The following is an 18,524-nucleotide window of genomic DNA, read 5'->3' on the forward strand; positions in this document are numbered from 1 at the left end:
ACTACAGGCTTCAATAGCCTTTTGTCGTGGGCGAACAGATCAGACGATGTTTACAACGGACTGCGGCTACGCTCTACAAAGAAGTGATAGTCACTCTTAAAATTATTTTTTTGCATAAAACACAAAACTTGAGGTGAATAGTATTACATAACAATATTTACTATTTCTAAACCAGGGGACTACACCTTAAAAGTCTCCTATTTATGTAAAACTCCTCTCTTTTAATACTGCTCTGAACTTGCCTCAGAGCAGTATTTTATTCCAGGCTAAGTACTGAAATTTACTCAAACAATTCTCCCTATTTATTGCGATCGCCTTTCACATTGAGCTACCCGTGCTTACAAAGAGTGGCTTTGGAATATGGCACTTTCAAGGCTTATAAATCTTACACCTTACTGTTCTGAGTTTTTTGATTGTTATCTAATTTTGTGATTCCTCCAAAAACAATTAACCAAACGACTACTACAACCCAGTGTATTAAAACTATTACCCATAAAGATCCTGTTAGGAAATATGCAACAGTACATATAATTCCCAGCAATGAAGCTAAAACAAGAAAAACACGATTAAAAAATGTAAAAATTGCAGCATTGAAAAACATTTTAGCGTTCACTGGATGATACAAAACAAATAATATTAGGCTCAGTATTGCCCACAAAATCCATCCAAGAAAATTGGTGATTTCACTAGGATGAGGAAGCAAAATGACTCGAAAAAAGAGTTCTTCAACAATCGCAGGTAAAAATAAACAACGCAATATTAACAAGCATTTATCAATCCAATTTACAGACCATATTTGGATCTGTAAAAATCCCATTTTCCAGCCATAAGGTAAGGCAACAATACTATAAATTATCAGCAGTAAAACAATAACTAACCAATCTTGTAGTTTCGGAACTGCTAACGACGCTAAGATACGATTTAAAATAATTGAAAGTGGTGAAATATTGGTAAAGGGAATCTTAACTTGTCCCAAAAATACTGTTGGTGCAATGGGTGTAATATCGGGTTGCCAACCACCTACTTGATTGGTTCGCAATACTTGCATAATCGCACCATGTTTTAAAAATATTGCCGCGAGGTCGTCGTGTGCTTGTCTTGGCATTATTGTTCGCCATGTTGTCAAACCAGCCCAAATACTACCATCTTGAAATGGTTCCGTCGTTTTTCCTATTCCCGTACCTGCGAGTCTACCTGCTTGACTCTGCCAATCAGCGCGAACTATCCCCAAGGGTGCTAATTGTTGTTCCAAAGATTTACCTAATTCAACTAGCTGCTGAAAGCGTAATGCTTGCGGGTGATTGGGGTTTGCGCGTACCCAAGTTTGAATTTGAGGAGTTGTAGTAACTTGGTTTTTAATTGCCAATATCGCAGTATAAAGTGCTTGGCTTGAGTCTTGGATGCATGAGGTAGCAGGAGATACCATTGAGCCACCAGTACCATCACCAACTCGATAACGTGCCATTGTTACCTGTAATTGTTGCTGGAATTGATCTAAAGGCGAAAGTTTAACACCATCAAAATCATAATCCTGCGTTACAGGGTCGAATTTGATCAGAATATCTGATACTGGACGTGTTGCCAGCCAACCATATTGTAAATTACCCATATAATCAGCCCATGTATGCGTTCCGGGAATAATTCCATCAGGGTTATGGGCATAAATTTGGTGGTATTTAGTCTCAAAGCGTAATTCGTTAGTAAACTCGTCGCGGACAACTTCTGCGATTCCAAAAGCAAAATGTCCGGTGATAGTATAAGGTACTCCGAGTGGTTCAGCTTTACGTCCGCCAATTCCACCAAATAGGTGTAGTACAATAGCTTTATTGCCTTCTTGCCATTTTGATATAGATTGATTAAGTGAATTTTGTGTATCTAAATTTTGTGTTTCTACAGGTTTTAATAAGGCAGTATTGAATTTACCTTTATTTTCCTCGGTATTTCGCCAATTTACATCTTGAATGTACTTTAGCCCTAATTCTTCACCAGTAATGATTTGACGGGGTTGAATTTGAAACAGAGAACGAGGTGCAAGTGCGCCTACCGTAAATATGCCCTTTGCATCGGGAGCACCATAAATATACCACCCATCCTCACCCGCAGGTGATTTTTCGATTTGCTGCAAACTTGAAGGAGCAAAATTTCGTGTATCTATTACTTGTTGGGGAATACGAATAGTTTCTTGAAGACCATCAAAGTTATTTAAATTAGGGTTATAATGTTGTACTAAAAAATAATCGCTATCCTGCTTTTGTTTTGGAAATAAAATAGTTTTGTAGCTAGATTTAATCGGTTTAATTATTTTTACCAACCCATAAAACCTACCAGTTGCCAAAATAGGTTCGCGTTCAATTTGCAAAATAGATTGTTCTCTACTTGCATCAATGGTTGTATTTGAATCTAAAGCAATAATTACATCATCATGAGGATTTGCACCAGCCAAAGAACGTAAAATTCCTACTTGACGAACTCGATTTAGTCGAAAAGGATGAATATTCCCTCGCTTTTGACTTTTAATAACTTCTGAATTGAAATTTATATCTTGCGTCATAGCTTGAACAAATGCAAGCAAGTCTTTATTTTTTTTCCACTCCAAACGCACAATCTTTCCTAGCAAATTTTGTGCTTTAGGTGGTGCATATTGCACTTCCATCCATACCCAATCTAAACCATCTTGTAATTGCTGTTCCGTTGGTAAAATTAACCTTCCTACCCATTCAGCAATAGGTTTATAAAGGTTTGGAGATGGATTTTTTGCAATGGGATAAAAACCAAATTGATTAAAATTTTGTCGAATATGTATCGCGTAATTGCTTTGTTGTTGTATTAGCTGAGATTCTCTTGGGGAGAGTTGCCACACAGCAATTACTACTATGAATACTAGCAGTAAAAATCTCGTAAATAGTAGCCTTGCTTTTCGACTCATTCCACGCCAAATCATATCTTATCAGCAACTCAAACTTGCTGATAATCTTACTCTAAATATACTGTTTTAAGCCTGTGCTGTTCCCTGACTTTTGCCGTCGACACTATAGAACTCAGACATCCCCATGCAACCAAGTTCGATACTTGAAACCTCTAACCCTTGCTTGCCTACGCCCTTTATCCCTCAATTCAAGCGATCGCGTTCAGCATCTCGTAGAGAGGAAACTAAGCGATCGCAGATTTACTATGTGTTTTGTAGTATATTACTAGCCAGTTGTAGCGGAGCGATGACCGAACGTTGTAAGTTGGCTGCTGAGTGATTCTACAGCGTTGGGTCAACAACTGGCGATTTGTGGAGGTACTGAGGCATAGGGTAAACTACTCCTCGTGTAACCTTTTGGCTGTTGCGTTCTGTTGATATCTTATTTAAACTGCAAAACAGAGATAAGTTATGCCAAATTGCCAGAATTTTTCTGTCTTCATTTGAGGTGCCGCCGCCACTTCAACTTTTTCTTAGAGGAGGAGTAGAAAGAGTTGATGGCAGTATGGTCAAAGACCTCCACCATTTATTGAGACAAGTTTTAGCTTGCGTTCGTTAAGCACGTACAATTTAGATCGGTTATTACACACACCAGTCTGATCGTTATTAGTCAGAATGTAGTGGTGCAATATATTGCACTGTTACAAAAGCTAAATACAGAGGTAAACTATGTTTCCTTTTTGGGGTAATCCCTGTTATGGAAGCGAACCCATTTCGCACAAAGCTAGCTTAGAGCGGAAATTAAAATTCTTGATTTGGATGCGAGATGATTTAGAGTCCAAACTGGCTGGTATTAATGCTTCTATTGATACCATTCGGCAGCAAATAGAACGTTCAGATTCAGCTGCTTAGAACTTAGTTCTTGCAGACATTTGTACTTTCGCCGATTATAACTCCTTTGTGACTGGGCGCTGTAAATGGGCTGCTGCATCAGTGTTGTAGGTCTTTGTGCAGCGCTCTGTCACAAGTTGATAATCTTAAAAAACGAAGCCCAGTATTTTGTGCTGGTGTTGGTGGAACTAACCCTCAATATTTAACTCAAGACAGAGGTAGAGTAAGCAGAGTTAAATAATATCTTGTAAGTTAGAGCCATAATCATCACTTAAAGCGCCAAAACTTATAGAAATGAAAAATATTATCTCGACTGTTTGGGATAGCTGGTTAAAACGGCACAAAGAATCTGTTTTACTATTTGACTCAATTGCTGCCGCTAGTGAGATTGCCCTGATGCTTAACGGTCAGTGGGATGGCTGCAATGGTGTGATAATGGCTAAATGTGATGAGGTAGCTGTTAACACTGCTACGAAACTATTAGAAGCTACGTGGTGTTATCAAGGCGCATCAAAAGCTGTTTTACATAGAGTAACAACTGATGAAATTTTACGCCGTTATGCAACGGGAGAAAGAAATTTTGTTAATGCTAATTTGAGGTGTGCAATACTTGCATCAGTGAAGCTGAGTGAAATTAACCTAAGTTATGCCTTGTTGAGTTGGGCAGACTTAAGTCAAGCCAATCTAAGTAAAGCTGATTTAACAGCGGCAGACTTAAGCCAAGCTAATTTAAGTGGAACCGATTTGAGTAAGGCATACTTAATGAGGACCAACCTAACCAAGGCAGACCTGCAACAAGCTTCACTGAGAGGGGCTAACCTAAGTAGTGCTAACTTGAGTGAAGTTAACCTCACTGATGCAGACCTAAGAGGAGCCAATTTAGCACTGGCAGACTTAAGAGGGGCAAATTTTCACTTCTGTAATTTGAGTGGGGCTAACCTAACAGGTGCCAAGTTAATTGAAAGTGACTTGGCTTTTGCTAGACAATGAGATCGCGCCTGGAAGCGATCGCATTTAGGTGCGGTTTGCTTGAGTAACCAATGATAGTAGTGTGCTCCCGGTTTACCCACCTTAGGTATTACGCTTCATGGAGGCGCTCTGAGCCAGCGCCCAGATAAGTTTCTAAAGGGTGAAGCTTATAGGCACTTTAACCAAGATAAGGATATTGTGGCGGTTTGATTTTCAATAATTCAGCCCAGTATTGTATAGCATTATGTTTGGTGGTTTCTATATTACGCGATTTGTGAACTCTGCCTATCTCCATTAGAAAATATGTAAGTTTAATAGCAGTAAGTAAGTTAATCAATCCCACTGCTTTAAAATTTTGTAAAAATAAATGTAGTAATACTTGTAGTTTCTGTCTATGACGAAAATACATCCACCATTTCATTTGATGTATAGCGATACTGGTTTGATAAACTAATGTAGTTTCTACTTCAGTTAATTTATCTTTAGCTTGATGATAAAACTGCATTTCTTTGTCAAAATCACCTGCTTTCTGGGCATTAGCAGCATCATCAGATAATTGATAAGCCTGACTAATTAAGTTACCTGCCGTTGCTGCCTGCTGTTGAGTATAACCAAGTTTCATATATATGGTAGATGCTGCTGATGCCAATTCTGCAAACTTTTCGGCATCATATAACCAATATATTTGTGCTTGTAATTCTCCTAATGTGGCTGCTAAACTCTCATTCATGTTAAATCTAAGTTTTTCTCTATCCAGTTTTTACAACAAGTTAATTTACAAGAGGTTGATTTTGTTACCCGTTCAAAAGCGAAAGCATCTGTTAAATTTATTAAAATTTATCGTTTACAGAATCGAAGTAACTGTTTGCAAGCCAGGGAAATCATTGACTAATTTGTATTTTATTTTTAGAATAAAAATTTTAAGTTATTGGTTTACTCCTCCAAGTGTATAACCTTAGTTAAGATTTACTCTATTAGAATAATCGGGCCATGAAACAAGCTTTCTTTTGGGGTTGCTGGTTTACAACATTAGGGACTACTGGCTTACTATTTTTGTGGTCGTTGCCGCTGTCCCCATTTTCACACCCTGGAATTACTGCGAATGAAGCTGCGATTATCTTCTTCCCAGTTATGGGTTTGCGCTGGCTTGCTGTTGCTAGCACTCTAGCTTTAGTCGTCATTGCTTGGGGGCAGCATCTAAATTTAGCAACAGGCTCTGTTATTGGGCTGACAATTCTGGTCTTAGCCTTACACTTGGTTTTTGGGTTAATTAATATAGGCATAATGAATGTTTGGCTTTCTGTCGAGCCGATTAAGACACGCGCTACTAATGCTGTTTACGCAGTAATCTACTTTGGTTTGCCGATATTTTGGATACTTCTCACAGCAGCCTTAATGCTAAGTGTTTCTATTTTTTAAACTAGTAAAAGAGGTACTTTTACTCCCCTTAGCTTTGAGATAAATTCAGAATAATTAATACAAAGCTATACAACTTTTACTTAATAGCTTCTTCAATATTACCTCCCTTGATCTTAACGTCTTTAAAATTAACTTCATACAAACATCTTGAAGATCAGCCCCATATATAACTGCTCCTTATTCCTATTCAGTTTTCTAGCTCTTTCGTATATATGATAAAGCCAGATAACTCTGGAATTTCAACTTTACGAGTAAAATCTGGTAAATAATGTAGATAAAATTTTCCGTATTCGCCTCTTGTATCAGCCCAAGCGGGTATAGCTATCATCGTCAAATTCTCAGGTATGTAAGCCATAAAATCATCTTTACTAATGGGATATCCAGCTAAATAGCGATCGAGAGGTCCGGAATCAATATGATATAGTTTATTTTCTGCCATCAGAACAGATAACGGGTGCCACGGAAAATAAACTTTACCCGGATTTTTTTGAGAATATTCATATACAACTTGATGAACATTCCTAAAAAAGTTAGGTAAGGTTTTAAAAATTCTAGAAATTGGCAGATTAATATTGTAAATTGTAAACATAATGACAATAGTTAGTAACCATGTTTTACCGATACGTTGTAAAATTTCTTGACCCGATTCCTTCAATAAATTTGATGCTTGTTTTAATAAAACTAAATTAGCAGTAATAGTTAAAAAATAAACTGTGTACATTCCATTAGCATCTCCGCCAACTTTGACTCTACCTAATAACGAAGTAGGAATAAAAAATAAACTAACAATAAAAAATAAAAGCCAAGGATTTTCTTGAATCCAAGTTTTTATTTTAGTTATGTCATTTGGCACAGTAAATAAAATCCAAAAACCTACTATGATACCTTGCAAAAGACAATATCCTGCTAATTGTTCTGCCGCTGATAAAAGAACTATTATTTTATTATCGCCACCATCCCAAGGCTGATGTCCCGGAATTGTAATTATATTAAATAATAAAGCTTGAGGATTAAAAGCAATAATTAATACACCAGAAATCACTACTCCACTAATAAACAAACAAGCTAAATAACGCTTGAAAGTCTTAATGTCATAAGCCAGAAATATATATAGTGGTAAAGAAATTAATATAGGTATGGCAATTTGCTTTGTCCATACAGCTAAAACTGCGAGTATTGCACTTATTAATAATTTTGCTAAAGAAATTTGATTTTTATTTGTTTCCCTATAAATTATTATGCAAGCTAATGCTGAAAATCCTAAAGCAGGACAATCAGCACAAATTCTAAAAGCATCATAAAACAATGTTCTTATATTTGTTGTAAAAAAGAAAAATGCAACTAAGGCAAGTATAGATAAGGATAAGTTTTTCTTTTGCCAAGTTTCACTTACATATAACCAGATTACAGGAATAAAATAAAAGCCTAGAGAAATTAATTTGGCCAAAATGAGAGCAAATGTAGGAGAATTAGCGATTGTAGCAGGTAAATAAGCCAAAGCAAGTAATGGGCCATACATATCACTAATTAGTGGGCCTACACTATCTTCTGGATAATACAAATGGAATTTATACTTCAAAAAAAATGCCATAGCTAAACGATCAGCATTCCACTCAGGCTCTGACGATATGTATTGCCCTGGTGCAGCAAAATTATCTAAAAGAAAACGATCAACTAAAAGAACAATGCAAAATAAACTAGATATTATAGTTGTGTATAAAATTAGATTTTCCTGTAATATTTTGCTAGTTTTTAGTTTTGATAACATAACGAAGATATATATGTAATTGACGTATTTTTTTTTAATATTTTCAAATTACACCATTAAGTGATGTGTAGCTGAAAAGTTACAGGTAAGCTCACTCAATTAGACAAACTGCTCCTGAACAGGTACAGTTGCCAGCCTGCAAAAAACTGTCCTCATCCAAATTTCGATAACTTGTCGGCTTGTCTCCATGTGTGACATACTCACTGCTTATCTGCTCCTTTGCCAGTTTTTGCCAGATATATACCCTGTATTATGAAACTAAGAGACAACAGATTAAGCAAACTTAAGCTTTCTGAGAAGATAAACCAAGCAAGAATTGCAGTCATTACTGGCTCAAGCAGAAGAAATATTGTGACGAAAGATGACGAGAAATATTTGAGACTGTAGACTACTAATCCATGTCCTAGAGCTTCACAAACAGCAGCTAGACTAAATACCGTTAGCCAACCAAACCAGGAAATAGGAAAAATTTGGTCTTCGACCGTTAACACGACTGGTAGGATAAACAAAGTACCTAAAAAGCAGCGCCATACGAGTATATTTTGCACAGGCAATCTACTTCGCAGTCGTTCTATAATCAAGAAACTGGCTGCATAGAACACTGAAGATAATAAAGCAGCAGCGTCACCAATAATAGCATTTTGGCCGTTTAAGCGATCGCCAGGTACTAGCAAGTCATCTAATCCTAAAATAAATGCACCTGCTAGGGCAATTACCATCCCAATCACGAATCTGCGGTTAAAACTTTGACCTAATATCAACCAAGCCCCTAAAGTGGTGAATAGTGGGGGCATATTAGATAGTACAGTAGCATTAGCAGCACTGGTTTGAGTCAAAGACCAACTCCAGAGAAATCGACCCACGACATGAACACCAGCTACTGCGATTAGAAGTATGATATCTCGCGATTGGTAGCGTTCTTTGGATATGAGCTTATCATCTAAATTTTTGGTGCGTAATTCATTAAATCCATTCCATAAGCCAAAGATAATCGTTGCTATCCATAGGCGATTAAATACTGTGGCGTTAGCACTGATTTCGCGAACCGATAGCTTGATCAAAATTGCTGTAAAGGACAGAGCAACTAGGGCGACAGATAATAAAAGAAACGCTGTTACATTTAGACTTTTTTCTATATTTAACTCTGTTGATTCCAGTTTCGTTGATTCGAGCTTATCTGTTGTCATGAACTCTTAGTTATGTTTTTTTAATAACTTTATGTACTTCAACACCAACTCTCATCACCTCTGAACAACCGATGTCAGTATTTGGTCAATAGCTGCTAATACATCTACATCTAGCTGAACACCAGATGCAGCAGCGTTATCAACAATTTGTTCCGGACGGCTAGCACCGATAATCGCTGAAGACACACGATCATTTTGCAACACCCAAGCCAGAGCTAACTGTGACATACTCAACCCCAGATTTTGGGCAATGGGTTTGAGTTTCTGTACTGCTGTTAAAATGCGATCGCTAAACAAATTCTCTAGCAAAAACCAATTCATTTTTTCGTTTGCCGCGCGAGAATCTTGAGGTGGAGCTTGTCCTGGCTGGTATTTGCCTGTGAGTATCCCTTGAGCTAACGGCGACCAAACAATCTGACTAATACCATTGGTTGCACACAATGGAAACACTTCAGCTTCCGGTTTGCGCCACAGCATAGAATACTGGGGCTGACTGGAAACAAAGCGTTCAACATCAGCAAGATTGAACGCTGCTTGAATTTGCTCTGGACTCCACTCGCTAAAGCCGATGTAGCGAGCTTTTCCCTGACGCACTACCTCAGTAAGTGCCGTCATTGTTTCCTCCAACGGTGTATTCAGATCGTAGCGATGGCACTGATACAGGTCAACGTAATCGGTACGCAATCGTTTTAAGGAAGCATCAATTTGTTTTCTGATCTGGGCTGCTGACAGTCCTTGGTCGGTAGGCGACATGGGAAAGAAGACTTTGGTCGCTAAGACATAACTTGAGCGCTCGATTCCTTGCAATACTTCTCCCAAAAAGGACTCAGCCCCTCCACGCGCGTAAGAATTAGAAGTGTCAATAAAGTTAATACCAACGTCAAATGCTTTGTGAATGCAAGCCTCTGCATTTTGCTGCTCTACACCCTCATCAATACCCCAAGAGCCGAGACTGATTTCGGAAACGTGCAACTCGCTGTTCCCCAATTGTCTGTATTTCATTTGTATTTCTTGTTTTACTGGTATTTTCATCTTCACTTAAGAAAAGGAAGTTGATTCATCAGCTTTGGTTTGAGATGAATTAGATAATAAGTTAGCAACAGATTCCTCTTCTTGATTTGATTTCAAAGTCATCGGTATCTGTAGTCCCAAAGTTAAAGTTCTAGATAGCATAAATATTGATAAGGCCAACCATAAAATATGATTACTATGAAAATAAAAGGTTGCTAAAAATAGAAAGATAATTCCCAGCGAACCATCTATCAAGTACGCATTGCGTATAGCAGCCCCCTCAGCCAAGCCAGAAAAATACCCATCTAGAGTATAAGCAACACCTGCGCCCACTAAGAGAAGGATTAACCAAGGAATATAAATTTTGATCGCTTCTATCAATTCAGAATGGTTAGTGAATATTTGAAATATCGGGTCAGGAAAAAAGAAAGCAGCCAACCCAAATACTAAACCAATCACTAGGTTAGTTCCTAATCCAATTTGCAAAAGTGGTACGAATTTTTGTATTGCTCCTTGACCTTTAAAGTTCCCACTTAAAGTGACGATAGCAGATTCTACCCCATCACACATATACATACTTAATGCTACTACTTGGAGAAGTAAAGCATTCTCCGCCAGAACATTAGTCCCTAGTGTTGCACCAAAAGCACCGAAAAGGACAAACATAGATACGATAACTACAGACCTAACAGATAAATTGCGATTAAGCACAAAAAGGCTTTGTAAGGCGGACAAATTTAGGACTTTTCCTGTTAAAGAAACTACTTCTTGTAACGGAACTTCACGGCTAAACATCACAAGTCCTACGAATAAGGTTAAATACTGGCTAATAGCTTGCGCTAATCCAGCCCCCATGCTTGACCAATCCCAATGGACGATGAAAAGGTAATCCAGTGCAACATTAGCAGCATTCCCAATGATGGTGAGTAACAAAACTTTGCGATTTTGTTCTCGTCCGAGAAACCATCCAATTAAGACTAAGTTGATTAAAGCCGCAGGCGCTCCCCAAATCCGGCTATTAAAATAAGCAATGCCGGCAAGTTTCACCTCTGGAGTAGCGTTCAACAACATAAAACCTAGCTTTTCCAGAGGATATTGCAACAGCAGCAAAAGCATACCCAACCCCAAAGCGATTAAGGCATTTTGTAGTCCTGCTAGGAGTATTGCTTCTCGGTCATCTCGTCCGACGGCTTGAGATGTCATCACAATTGTTCCTGACCTGATAAAGGAACAGCTTTCGTAGAGAGAGTCAAACAAAAGAGCGCCTAATGCAACTCCTGCTAAATAACTAATGTTTGGCAAGTGGCCCAGGAAAGCTACGCTGATGGCACCCGCTAACGGTATCATCATTACCGACGCTGCATTAACAGTCGCCAGTTGCAGAAAGCGAGGAAGGAAGTCGTACTGGGAAGAAATTTTTGTATTCATTAGAATTAGGATTAAATCACTTGTAAACTGGTTAAGTGTTTACCATGAGTAAGCGACTGTTAAGACTACTAATAAATTAAATAAACACTTTATATATTTAAGTTGATTTGGTTTAGGAGCACTTCAGTAGTTCTAAATCAAGATTTGTTGACTTTTTAATTATTTTTTAAAATACGTAGTACGCACTCCGATTATTTCATTGTTCAAGCTGAAATGCAAGGACAGATAAGACAGTTAAGGGAATTTTGAAGACAAATAAGACAGTTAAGGGAATTTTTGTGACAGATAAAATAGTTAACAGGAAAATCTGTTACAGTACTATGGGGAATACTGTAGTTTTCGCTGCTAATCGATAGTAGAGCAAGTATTTGTTGCAATTGATTTTATAGTGTGATATTTTAATTTTCACGATACTTTAATTAGTGCTTAAACTAATGTATTACAACACAATATGCTTTTTATGTGTTGTGTTTGTATGCACTTAGCTTAATAGTTTTGTGTTTACATAGCCTTATATTTTACAGACAATAACTTTTTGAAAGGCAAAATTTGAGGAAAATAATTGATACAAATATTCATCTGAGCCACAATAAGTTTATGTCCCTTTAAACTAAGAGGTAAAAACTGAAAGATTTCATTGTTGAATAATTTAGTTATTCCAAATACAAGAGTCAGGATGAATTAAATTTGCATTAGCAACCACTGCTAATTATTTTGCACCAAATTTTCAATCTCGTGTAGTTCTTAAAGCCATTTATTTATACACCATTCGTACATAATTACAAAGCTAACCATGATTCCTCAAGTTGAACCTTGGATTGATGAGAAAGAGTTCGATGAAGTTAAGCGTGTTATCGACTCTACATATCTTACAGAAAGCAAAATTACTGCTGAATTTGAAGAAGGAATAAAACAATTAACGCAAACTAAACATAGCATAGCTACTTCAAATGGAACCACAGCTTTATACTGTGGATTAAAAGCATTAAATATTGGTTATGGTGATGAAGTAATTGTACCGAATTTAACATTTGTTGCTTCATCCAATGCTGTAATTATGGCCGGAGCTAAACCTGTCTTTTGTGAAGTCAAAAAAGACACGCTTTGTATTGATGTTGAGGCAGCAGCAGCATTGGTTACAGAGCGTACTAAAGCTATCATGCCAGTCCATTTATATGGACAAAGTGCTGACATGGTTGCTGTCAAAGAATTTGCTCATCAGTATAATTTGAAAGTAATTGAAGACGCTGCTCAAGGAATTGGAGTTAAGTTTAAAGGAGAACACGTAGGATTACGAGGTGATGTAAGTGCTATTTCATTTTATGGAAATAAAACAATTACTTGTGGTGAAGGAGGAATAATACTGACCCAAAGCGACACAATTGCCCAAGCATGTCGTCGGCTAAAAAACCACGGACGCGATCGCAGAGGAACATTTGTACACGAACATATAGGCTTTAACTTCTCTATTACCGAACTGCAAGCAGCAATTGGTGTTGCACAACTCAAGAAATTGCCAGAAATTATTCGGCGTAAGCAGGAAATTTGTGACACTTATAGTCAAGGACTGGGAGATATACCTCAACTACAAATACTTCCGGTAGATGAACGCTGCGAACCTGTATACTGGTTTACCTCATATTATGCAGAAAATCGAGCCGAATTAGAAAACTACTTGTTCAGTAATGAGATTCAAACACGGCGCTTTTTTTGTCCACTTCATATGCAGCCTTGCTACAAAGATTTAGTTGACCCGAATGTTGAATATCCCATAAGTACCAAGGCATACGAACAAGGAATTTCATTACCATCAGCTTATGGATTAAAGCCAGAACAGCAGGCATACGTTATTGAAAAAATCCGTGAATTTTATTTAAGGTAATGAGTACTTTTGAATTTACTCAATGCCTTGAAAAACTTGTTAGCAAGCTAGCAACTTTGCCTGCTGGTGAATTTTTAGCTGAAGCTTTGGTAACAGAAAAAGATTTTATAAAACTACTTCAGCATCAGGAAGTTAAAGGTATCACAGATATTCGTACTATTGAAGGACAGGCTCCTCAAAATATTGTAGGAGACCCTGTTAATACTAACTTTGATGAGTACGTAGATAACATTATCCGAGCGCAAATTGCTTCAGGAGAAATTTCTGATGGGAAACAAAGTCAATATGATGATAGAAAGGTTAGATGGTCTGGAGCAGGCGTAAGGGGGAATTGGTTCCGCAGAAATGAAGTTTTATATTTAGAAGTTGGACCTACAACTTATCCAAGATATCGTCAAGATATAGAAAGAACTAAAATTGAGTCCTTAGAATTGATGCTCAAAGGGTTAGAAAAATATAACGACCCCTTTGTATATTTTGCCAGAACAATGGGTGTTACTGTAATTCCTATCTCTAGACAAGGTAGTGTTTACATTGGAGAGCGATCGCCAAACATTGATTGTCCTGGTTTACTCAATTTTGTAGCTGGTCTTGCTACATTTAATGAAATCCAAGCAAATATTAACTTTTATGCTGATGCTCAACGAGAATTAGCAGAAGAAGTCGGTATTTCTATGGAATTGAATAATTCTAATACTCAATTTATTGGTATTGCTGGAAATCCTTTTACTAGTGAAAATGATTTAGTTTTTATAGTTGAAACTTCTGTTGATGAAACCCATTTTGAATCACAAGGATTGAGTGAACACTCACGGCTTGTACGTTTAAATAATAAGTCTGATGCGGAGATTTTGCTTTACGAAGGATTGTTACCTGGGGAAAAGACAAAGAAAGCGATCGCCTACGCTTCTAGGATAGGACTAGAATATTTGGTTAAGCATATTTTTTAACAATTTTCTAGTCAATATCACAACTTTTTTATCATATCGAATTTGGATAACCATTTATAAATAAGTCGAACAAGCGAACCATTCCTGTTATTGGATTGCTTCCCTACCTGCGGGTAAGCAAACTATGCCAAAAAAAGAGGTTCATTTAACTCACGTTAATTTCAACTAATACGATGATAACGATTGAAGCGACTGCTAATGTGACAACAGAATGTGAAGTGACGATTACAGTTCCCGCTAATATTCCTCCAGGGACTCACAAAATGGTGCTAACTATTGATGAGAAGTCAATAGCGGATCAAACACTACTGTCACCAGATAAAGCATGGGATCGGTTTAGACATCCGATACAATCAAATTTAGATTCTGTAGAGTTGTCTATAGTAATACCTCTTCACAATGAAGAACCTAATATAGACCATTTATTTGAACGCCTTTCTTCAGTTCTGAATCGGCTGAATATTACCTATGAAATTATCTGTATAGATGATGGTAGTAGTGACAATACTCTGAAGTGTTTGCTCAATCATCACTATCGTAATCCAGCTATTAAAGTAGTGAGTTTTTCCCGTAATTTTGGTAAGGAGATTGCGTTAACAGCAGGAATCGACTACTCGCAAGGGAAAGCCGTTATTCCAATCGATGCGGATCTTCAAGATCCTCCAGAACTAATTGAGCAACTTATTGATAAGTGGCGCGAGGGTTATGATGTAGTCTATGCTCAACGTCGTTTACGGTTAGATGATAGTTGGCTAAAGCGCTCAACAGCTAAAGCTTTTTATTGGACTATATCCAAGCTAAGTCTTATTGATATTCCTGCAAATGTGGGTGATTTTCGATTATTAGATCGGCGAGCTATAGAAGCACTGAAACAGATGCCTGAAAGAACTCGTTTCATGAAAGGTTTATTTGCTTGGGTTGGCTTCAAACAATGTTCAATCCCCTACGATCGCCAACCCCGTTATCAAGGCCAGAGCAAGTGGAATTATTGGAAACTTTGGAATTTTGCCCTTGACGGAATTACCTCTTTTAGTGTAATTCCCTTAAAGATTTGGACTTACTTGGGGTTAACTATATCGTTTTTGGCATTCTTGTATGCTGCTTATCTAATTATTTTTACCATGATTGCAGGAATTACAGTGCCAGGCTATATCTCGTTAATGGTCGTTGTACTTTTTCTTGGTGGAATACAGTTGATAGGATTAGGCATAATTGGCGAATATTTAGGACGAATCTATGAGGAATCCAAGCAACGCCCATTGTATTTAGTCCAAGAATATCATGGCTTTAATAATTCTCTAAATAGAGAATACAAGAAAAAAGATTCCCTAAATAGTGCCGTTCGTATATGATTTATCTATCCAACTTAGTAATCAAATTCTATGAATAATCTGACTAATAAAGAAGTTGTGCAACGCTTTTTTGAAATTTATAACACTCAAGATTACGAAGCTGCATACAAGTATATTGCACCGAATTATATAGATCATGGGCTACCTCAAGTGCGAAGTGTCGAAGATGCGATTGAGATATTGAAGAGTACTCACAAGGCCTTTCCAGATATCAAAGTGATTATTGATGATTTAATTGAGGAAAATGGCAAAGTTGTGTTTAGGGGTCGCTTTGCAGGTACGCACTTAGGTGAGTTTATTGATATGACTCCCAGTGGGGCAAAAGTAGAATTTGAAGCGTTGGAAATATTCAAGGTTGAAAATCAGAAGATTACAGAATCTTGGGGATATTGGCCGCTTCCAGTAATTGTGAGCCAGATTCAGACTTCAGAGAAGGTTTAGCCGTGGATTCGGAAGCCATTGCCTTTTAATTGAACAATGAATTTAGAAAAACAAACTCCAATAGATAAACAAAATCCCCCAATTTGGTTAAAAGTATTAGTAATTTTCTTGGTTGGGTTAGGGATATTCTTTCGCTTTTCCCATTTGGGTCAAAAAGCGATCTGGTACGATGAAGCTTTTACCTCTCTAGCGATTTCTGGTCATACTGTCGCTGAAGTACAACAAGAAGTCCTTAATGAGGGCATAATTCCTGTTGCTGCATTGGATAAATATCAACACCTTAATCCAGACCGAGGCGTTAATGATACTGTTCGCTATTTAATTACCTCAGACCCCCAGCATCCGCCTTTGTACTATACGGTGGTGAGATTGTGGGCGCAAGTATTTGGGGATTCAGCCGCTGGAGTAAGGAGTTTATCAGCGGTAATCAGTCTATTGATATTTCCCAGCGTGTATTGGCTGTGTCTAGAGTTGTTCGAGTCGACCGTTGTGGGATGGGTGGCGATCGCTCTAATGGCTGTTTCTCCCATGCAGATTTTCTTAGCTCAAGATGCACGCCAGTACGGTTTATGGATGGTAACAATTCTAGTATGCAGTGCTGCCCTGTTGAGGACTCTCCGACGGGAAACTTTCTTGAACTGGGCAATATATGCCCTGGCCCTAACTGTGGGATTGTATACCCATTTATTTACTGCTTTAGTAGCAATGGCTCATGGCATTTATGTTGCTTCTCAACAACGCTTTCGCTTTAACAAAACCCTTGCAAATTATCTGTTGGCAACTACAGTTGGGTTGTTTATTTTTCTCGCTTGGATATTTGTATTCATCACTCATATCAGCACAGCGAAACAACTAACGTCTCATTTATCATTATACAAATTAGATAATCCTTTTGATTTAATCGCCATTCTACTGGCTCAAATCACTCGAATATTTTTTGATATTAACTTTAGTAGTTATACTCCTTTGGTTAATAAATCTTTTTGGGAAATAGAACATATATATTACAGCGTTATAGCTGGGATTTTCTCGCTAATTTTAATATTATATATTTTGTATTTTATCGTTAAAGAAAGATTAAATAGATTTAGTTTGTTTCTAATTCTGTTAGGAGCGATTCCATCTATCTGCTTGCTGTTACCTGATATGATTTTGGGAGGAACTCGCTCTACTATTTTTCGGTATCAGTTGCCTTTATACGTCAGCCTCCAAATTGCTGTTGCTTATGTTTTAGGTGTCTATATTTTCTCCCAAAAGCACTGGCAGCAAAAAATTTGGCAATGTTTAATGGTTGGATTTTTGTTGGCTGGACTAGTCTCAGATGTGATATTTTTTAAAGCTGATACTTGGTGGCTACAAATAGGTAATCAATATCCTCTAGCAACGGCTAAATATATTAATAAATTTGAGAACACATTATTATTAAGTAGCAACCAGATTTCTAATATCGGCAGCTTGCTAATCTTAAATCATCTTTTAAATTCAAAAATCAATTTACTAATTGTACAAGATGACCATCTGCCACTGTTCCCCAAAGAAGCCAGCAATATCTTTTTGTTTGATTCTGATATGACGAATAGCCAAAACTTGCTTACTCGATTTAAGAAAGATAAAACCTATTCACTTAGGTTGATTGACGAGCCGCTAACAGAACTGTGGCAAGTCGAAAAAAAATCATAAAAAATAGAAACTCTTTTGAACTTAGAGAAGTAAGTTAAATGTGTCAACAACATCAGGAGGGCAAAATTAGAGAAGTAAGAAGTAGAGAGAATCCCCATCTGTACATTGATTATCAAAAATTGCAGTTCGACCTTTCCTGTTTGCCTGTAGCTTTGTTTATCCGTTTTGCTGTAGTGGGTTTGGGTGGGGTAGCCGTAGACTTGGGAATGTTTGCTCTCTTGCACAAGCCGTTAGGGTTAGCGTTAACTCCCAGTGCCATGCTTTCAACAGAAGTTGCAATTATTAACAATTTCCTTTGGAATGATGTGTGGACTTTTAGCGATGTTTCTCAAAAGCAGCAATCAATCACTCAGCGATTACAACGTCTTTTCAAATTCAATTTGATTTGTTTTTTTGGGTTAATCTTAAATAGTTTAATCGTCAATTGGCTATTTTCTAGATTTGGCGTGAATGAATATATCGCCAAGTTAGTGGCGATCGCTTGCATTACGCTCTGGAATTTCTGGCTCAACTTAAAGCTAAATTGGCAGGTGAGACAAGGCGATATAGAAAAACTTTCTTTCAGTTTAGAGCGAGAAAGGCCAATGTGGAAGTTGCATAAGTCCTAAAATACTAACAAGTGCTTTACTTATTTGGATTTT

16 protein-coding genes are annotated in these 18,524 nt (G+C 37.4%); 10 read left to right on the forward strand and 6 right to left on the reverse strand.

Features of this window, described 5'->3' with window-relative positions:
* Nucleotides 1-385: 385 nt before the first annotated feature.
* Nucleotides 386-2,941 (reverse strand): CPBP family glutamic-type intramembrane protease, encoded by a 2,556-nt coding sequence (locus tag RM347_RS23190; protein ID WP_322721003.1) that lies wholly within the window; start codon nt 2,939-2,941, stop codon nt 386-388.
* A 109-nt stretch (nt 2,942-3,050) separates the two neighbouring features.
* On the opposite strand from RM347_RS23190, the gene RM347_RS23195 reads away from it, so the two are divergent.
* From RM347_RS23195 to RM347_RS23205, 3 genes are all read left to right on the forward strand, one after another.
* Complete coding sequence (locus tag RM347_RS23195) at nt 3,051-3,245, forward strand: hypothetical protein (RefSeq protein WP_322721002.1); 195 nt, start codon at nt 3,051-3,053, stop codon at nt 3,243-3,245.
* Nucleotides 3,246-3,634: 389 nt separating this feature from the next.
* A complete protein-coding gene (locus RM347_RS23200) occupies nt 3,635-3,817 on the forward strand; it encodes a hypothetical protein (protein ID WP_096555315.1) in 183 nt (60 codons plus the stop codon).
* 273 nt (nt 3,818-4,090) lie between these two features.
* Nucleotides 4,091-4,786, forward strand: coding sequence for a pentapeptide repeat-containing protein (locus RM347_RS23205; protein WP_322721001.1), 696 nt, complete (start codon nt 4,091-4,093; stop codon nt 4,784-4,786).
* Nucleotides 4,787-4,943: 157 nt separating this feature from the next.
* Here RM347_RS23205 and RM347_RS23210 read toward each other — a convergent pair whose 3' ends face one another.
* A complete protein-coding gene (locus tag RM347_RS23210) occupies nt 4,944-5,495 on the reverse strand; it encodes a hypothetical protein (RefSeq protein WP_322721000.1) in 552 nt (183 codons plus the stop codon).
* A gap of 260 nt (nt 5,496-5,755) precedes the next feature.
* Between RM347_RS23210 and RM347_RS23215 the strand changes: the two genes are divergently transcribed.
* Nucleotides 5,756-6,184 (forward strand): hypothetical protein, encoded by a 429-nt coding sequence (locus RM347_RS23215; protein WP_322720999.1) that lies wholly within the window; start codon nt 5,756-5,758, stop codon nt 6,182-6,184.
* 187 nt (nt 6,185-6,371) lie between these two features.
* Here the strand turns inward: RM347_RS23215 and RM347_RS23220 are convergent, their stop codons facing one another.
* From RM347_RS23220 to gntT, 4 genes are all read right to left on the reverse strand, one after another.
* Nucleotides 6,372-7,952 carry a hypothetical protein gene (locus RM347_RS23220; RefSeq protein WP_322720998.1) on the reverse strand — a complete coding sequence of 527 codons (1,581 nt, stop codon included), beginning with the start codon at nt 7,950-7,952 and terminating at the stop codon, nt 6,372-6,374.
* A 200-nt stretch (nt 7,953-8,152) separates the two neighbouring features.
* A complete protein-coding gene (locus tag RM347_RS23225; RefSeq protein WP_322720997.1) occupies nt 8,153-9,139 on the reverse strand; it encodes a DMT family transporter in 987 nt (328 codons plus the stop codon).
* 54 nt (nt 9,140-9,193) lie between these two features.
* A complete protein-coding gene (locus RM347_RS23230; RefSeq protein WP_322720996.1) occupies nt 9,194-10,141 on the reverse strand; it encodes an aldo/keto reductase family protein in 948 nt (315 codons plus the stop codon).
* Nucleotides 10,142-10,177: 36 nt separating this feature from the next.
* The gene (gene gntT, locus RM347_RS23235) at nt 10,178-11,578 is read right to left on the reverse strand and encodes a guanitoxin biosynthesis MATE family efflux transporter GntT (RefSeq protein ID WP_322720995.1); all 1,401 of its coding nucleotides are present in this window, start codon (nt 11,576-11,578) and stop codon (nt 10,178-10,180) included.
* 793 nt (nt 11,579-12,371) lie between these two features.
* Between gntT and RM347_RS23240 the strand changes: the two genes are divergently transcribed.
* The 6 genes from RM347_RS23240 (at nt 12,372) to RM347_RS23265 (ending at nt 18,491) form a co-directional block, all read left to right on the forward strand.
* On the forward strand, nt 12,372-13,460 hold the full coding sequence (locus tag RM347_RS23240) for a DegT/DnrJ/EryC1/StrS family aminotransferase (RefSeq protein WP_322720994.1): 1,089 nt from the start codon (nt 12,372-12,374) through the stop codon (nt 13,458-13,460).
* Nucleotides 13,460-14,410: an NUDIX hydrolase gene (locus RM347_RS23245; protein WP_322720993.1), complete on the forward strand. Its 951-nt coding sequence runs from the start codon at nt 13,460-13,462 to the stop codon at nt 14,408-14,410. Before RM347_RS23240 ends, RM347_RS23245 begins: the two co-directional genes overlap by 1 nt.
* Nucleotides 14,411-14,583: 173 nt before the next feature.
* Nucleotides 14,584-15,762: a glycosyltransferase family 2 protein gene (locus RM347_RS23250; protein WP_322720992.1), complete on the forward strand. Its 1,179-nt coding sequence runs from the start codon at nt 14,584-14,586 to the stop codon at nt 15,760-15,762.
* Nucleotides 15,763-15,792: 30 nt separating this feature from the next.
* Nucleotides 15,793-16,203: an ester cyclase gene (locus RM347_RS23255; RefSeq protein WP_322720991.1), complete on the forward strand. Its 411-nt coding sequence runs from the start codon at nt 15,793-15,795 to the stop codon at nt 16,201-16,203.
* A 36-nt stretch (nt 16,204-16,239) separates the two neighbouring features.
* Nucleotides 16,240-17,883 carry a glycosyltransferase family 39 protein gene (locus tag RM347_RS23260; protein ID WP_322720990.1) on the forward strand — a complete coding sequence of 548 codons (1,644 nt, stop codon included), beginning with the start codon at nt 16,240-16,242 and terminating at the stop codon, nt 17,881-17,883.
* A gap of 38 nt (nt 17,884-17,921) precedes the next feature.
* On the forward strand, nt 17,922-18,491 hold the full coding sequence (locus RM347_RS23265; protein ID WP_322720989.1) for a GtrA family protein: 570 nt from the start codon (nt 17,922-17,924) through the stop codon (nt 18,489-18,491).
* Nucleotides 18,492-18,524 lie beyond the last annotated feature (33 nt).

Origin of the sequence: Nostoc sp. ChiQUE02 (assembly GCF_034531305.2) — a bacterium.
Classification (GTDB): Bacteria; Cyanobacteriota; Cyanobacteriia; order Cyanobacteriales; family Nostocaceae; genus Nostoc.

Bases quoted from the DNA above. Each gene is read 5' to 3' on its own strand.
- RM347_RS23220 (WP_322720998.1), bottom strand. From the start codon at position 7,952: ATGTTATCAAAACTAAAAACTAGCAAAATATTACAGGAAAATCTAATT.
- RM347_RS23210 (WP_322721000.1), bottom strand. From the start codon at position 5,495: ATGAATGAGAGTTTAGCAGCCACATTAGGAGAATTACAAGCACAAATA.
- RM347_RS23245 (WP_322720993.1), top strand. From the start codon at position 13,460: ATGAGTACTTTTGAATTTACTCAATGCCTTGAAAAACTTGTTAGCAAG.
- gntT (WP_322720995.1), bottom strand. From the start codon at position 11,578: ATGAATACAAAAATTTCTTCCCAGTACGACTTCCTTCCTCGCTTTCTG.
- RM347_RS23250 (WP_322720992.1), top strand. From the start codon at position 14,584: ATGATAACGATTGAAGCGACTGCTAATGTGACAACAGAATGTGAAGTG.
- RM347_RS23190 (WP_322721003.1), bottom strand. From the start codon at position 2,941: ATGATTTGGCGTGGAATGAGTCGAAAAGCAAGGCTACTATTTACGAGA.
- RM347_RS23195 (WP_322721002.1), top strand. From the start codon at position 3,051: ATGCAACCAAGTTCGATACTTGAAACCTCTAACCCTTGCTTGCCTACG.
- RM347_RS23230 (WP_322720996.1), bottom strand. From the start codon at position 10,141: ATGAAATACAGACAATTGGGGAACAGCGAGTTGCACGTTTCCGAAATC.
- RM347_RS23215 (WP_322720999.1), top strand. From the start codon at position 5,756: ATGAAACAAGCTTTCTTTTGGGGTTGCTGGTTTACAACATTAGGGACT.
- RM347_RS23265 (WP_322720989.1), top strand. From the start codon at position 17,922: ATGTGTCAACAACATCAGGAGGGCAAAATTAGAGAAGTAAGAAGTAGA.
- RM347_RS23255 (WP_322720991.1), top strand. From the start codon at position 15,793: ATGAATAATCTGACTAATAAAGAAGTTGTGCAACGCTTTTTTGAAATT.
- RM347_RS23225 (WP_322720997.1), bottom strand. From the start codon at position 9,139: ATGACAACAGATAAGCTCGAATCAACGAAACTGGAATCAACAGAGTTA.
- RM347_RS23205 (WP_322721001.1), top strand. From the start codon at position 4,091: ATGAAAAATATTATCTCGACTGTTTGGGATAGCTGGTTAAAACGGCAC.
- RM347_RS23200 (WP_096555315.1), top strand. From the start codon at position 3,635: ATGTTTCCTTTTTGGGGTAATCCCTGTTATGGAAGCGAACCCATTTCG.
- RM347_RS23260 (WP_322720990.1), top strand. From the start codon at position 16,240: ATGAATTTAGAAAAACAAACTCCAATAGATAAACAAAATCCCCCAATT.
- RM347_RS23240 (WP_322720994.1), top strand. From the start codon at position 12,372: ATGATTCCTCAAGTTGAACCTTGGATTGATGAGAAAGAGTTCGATGAA.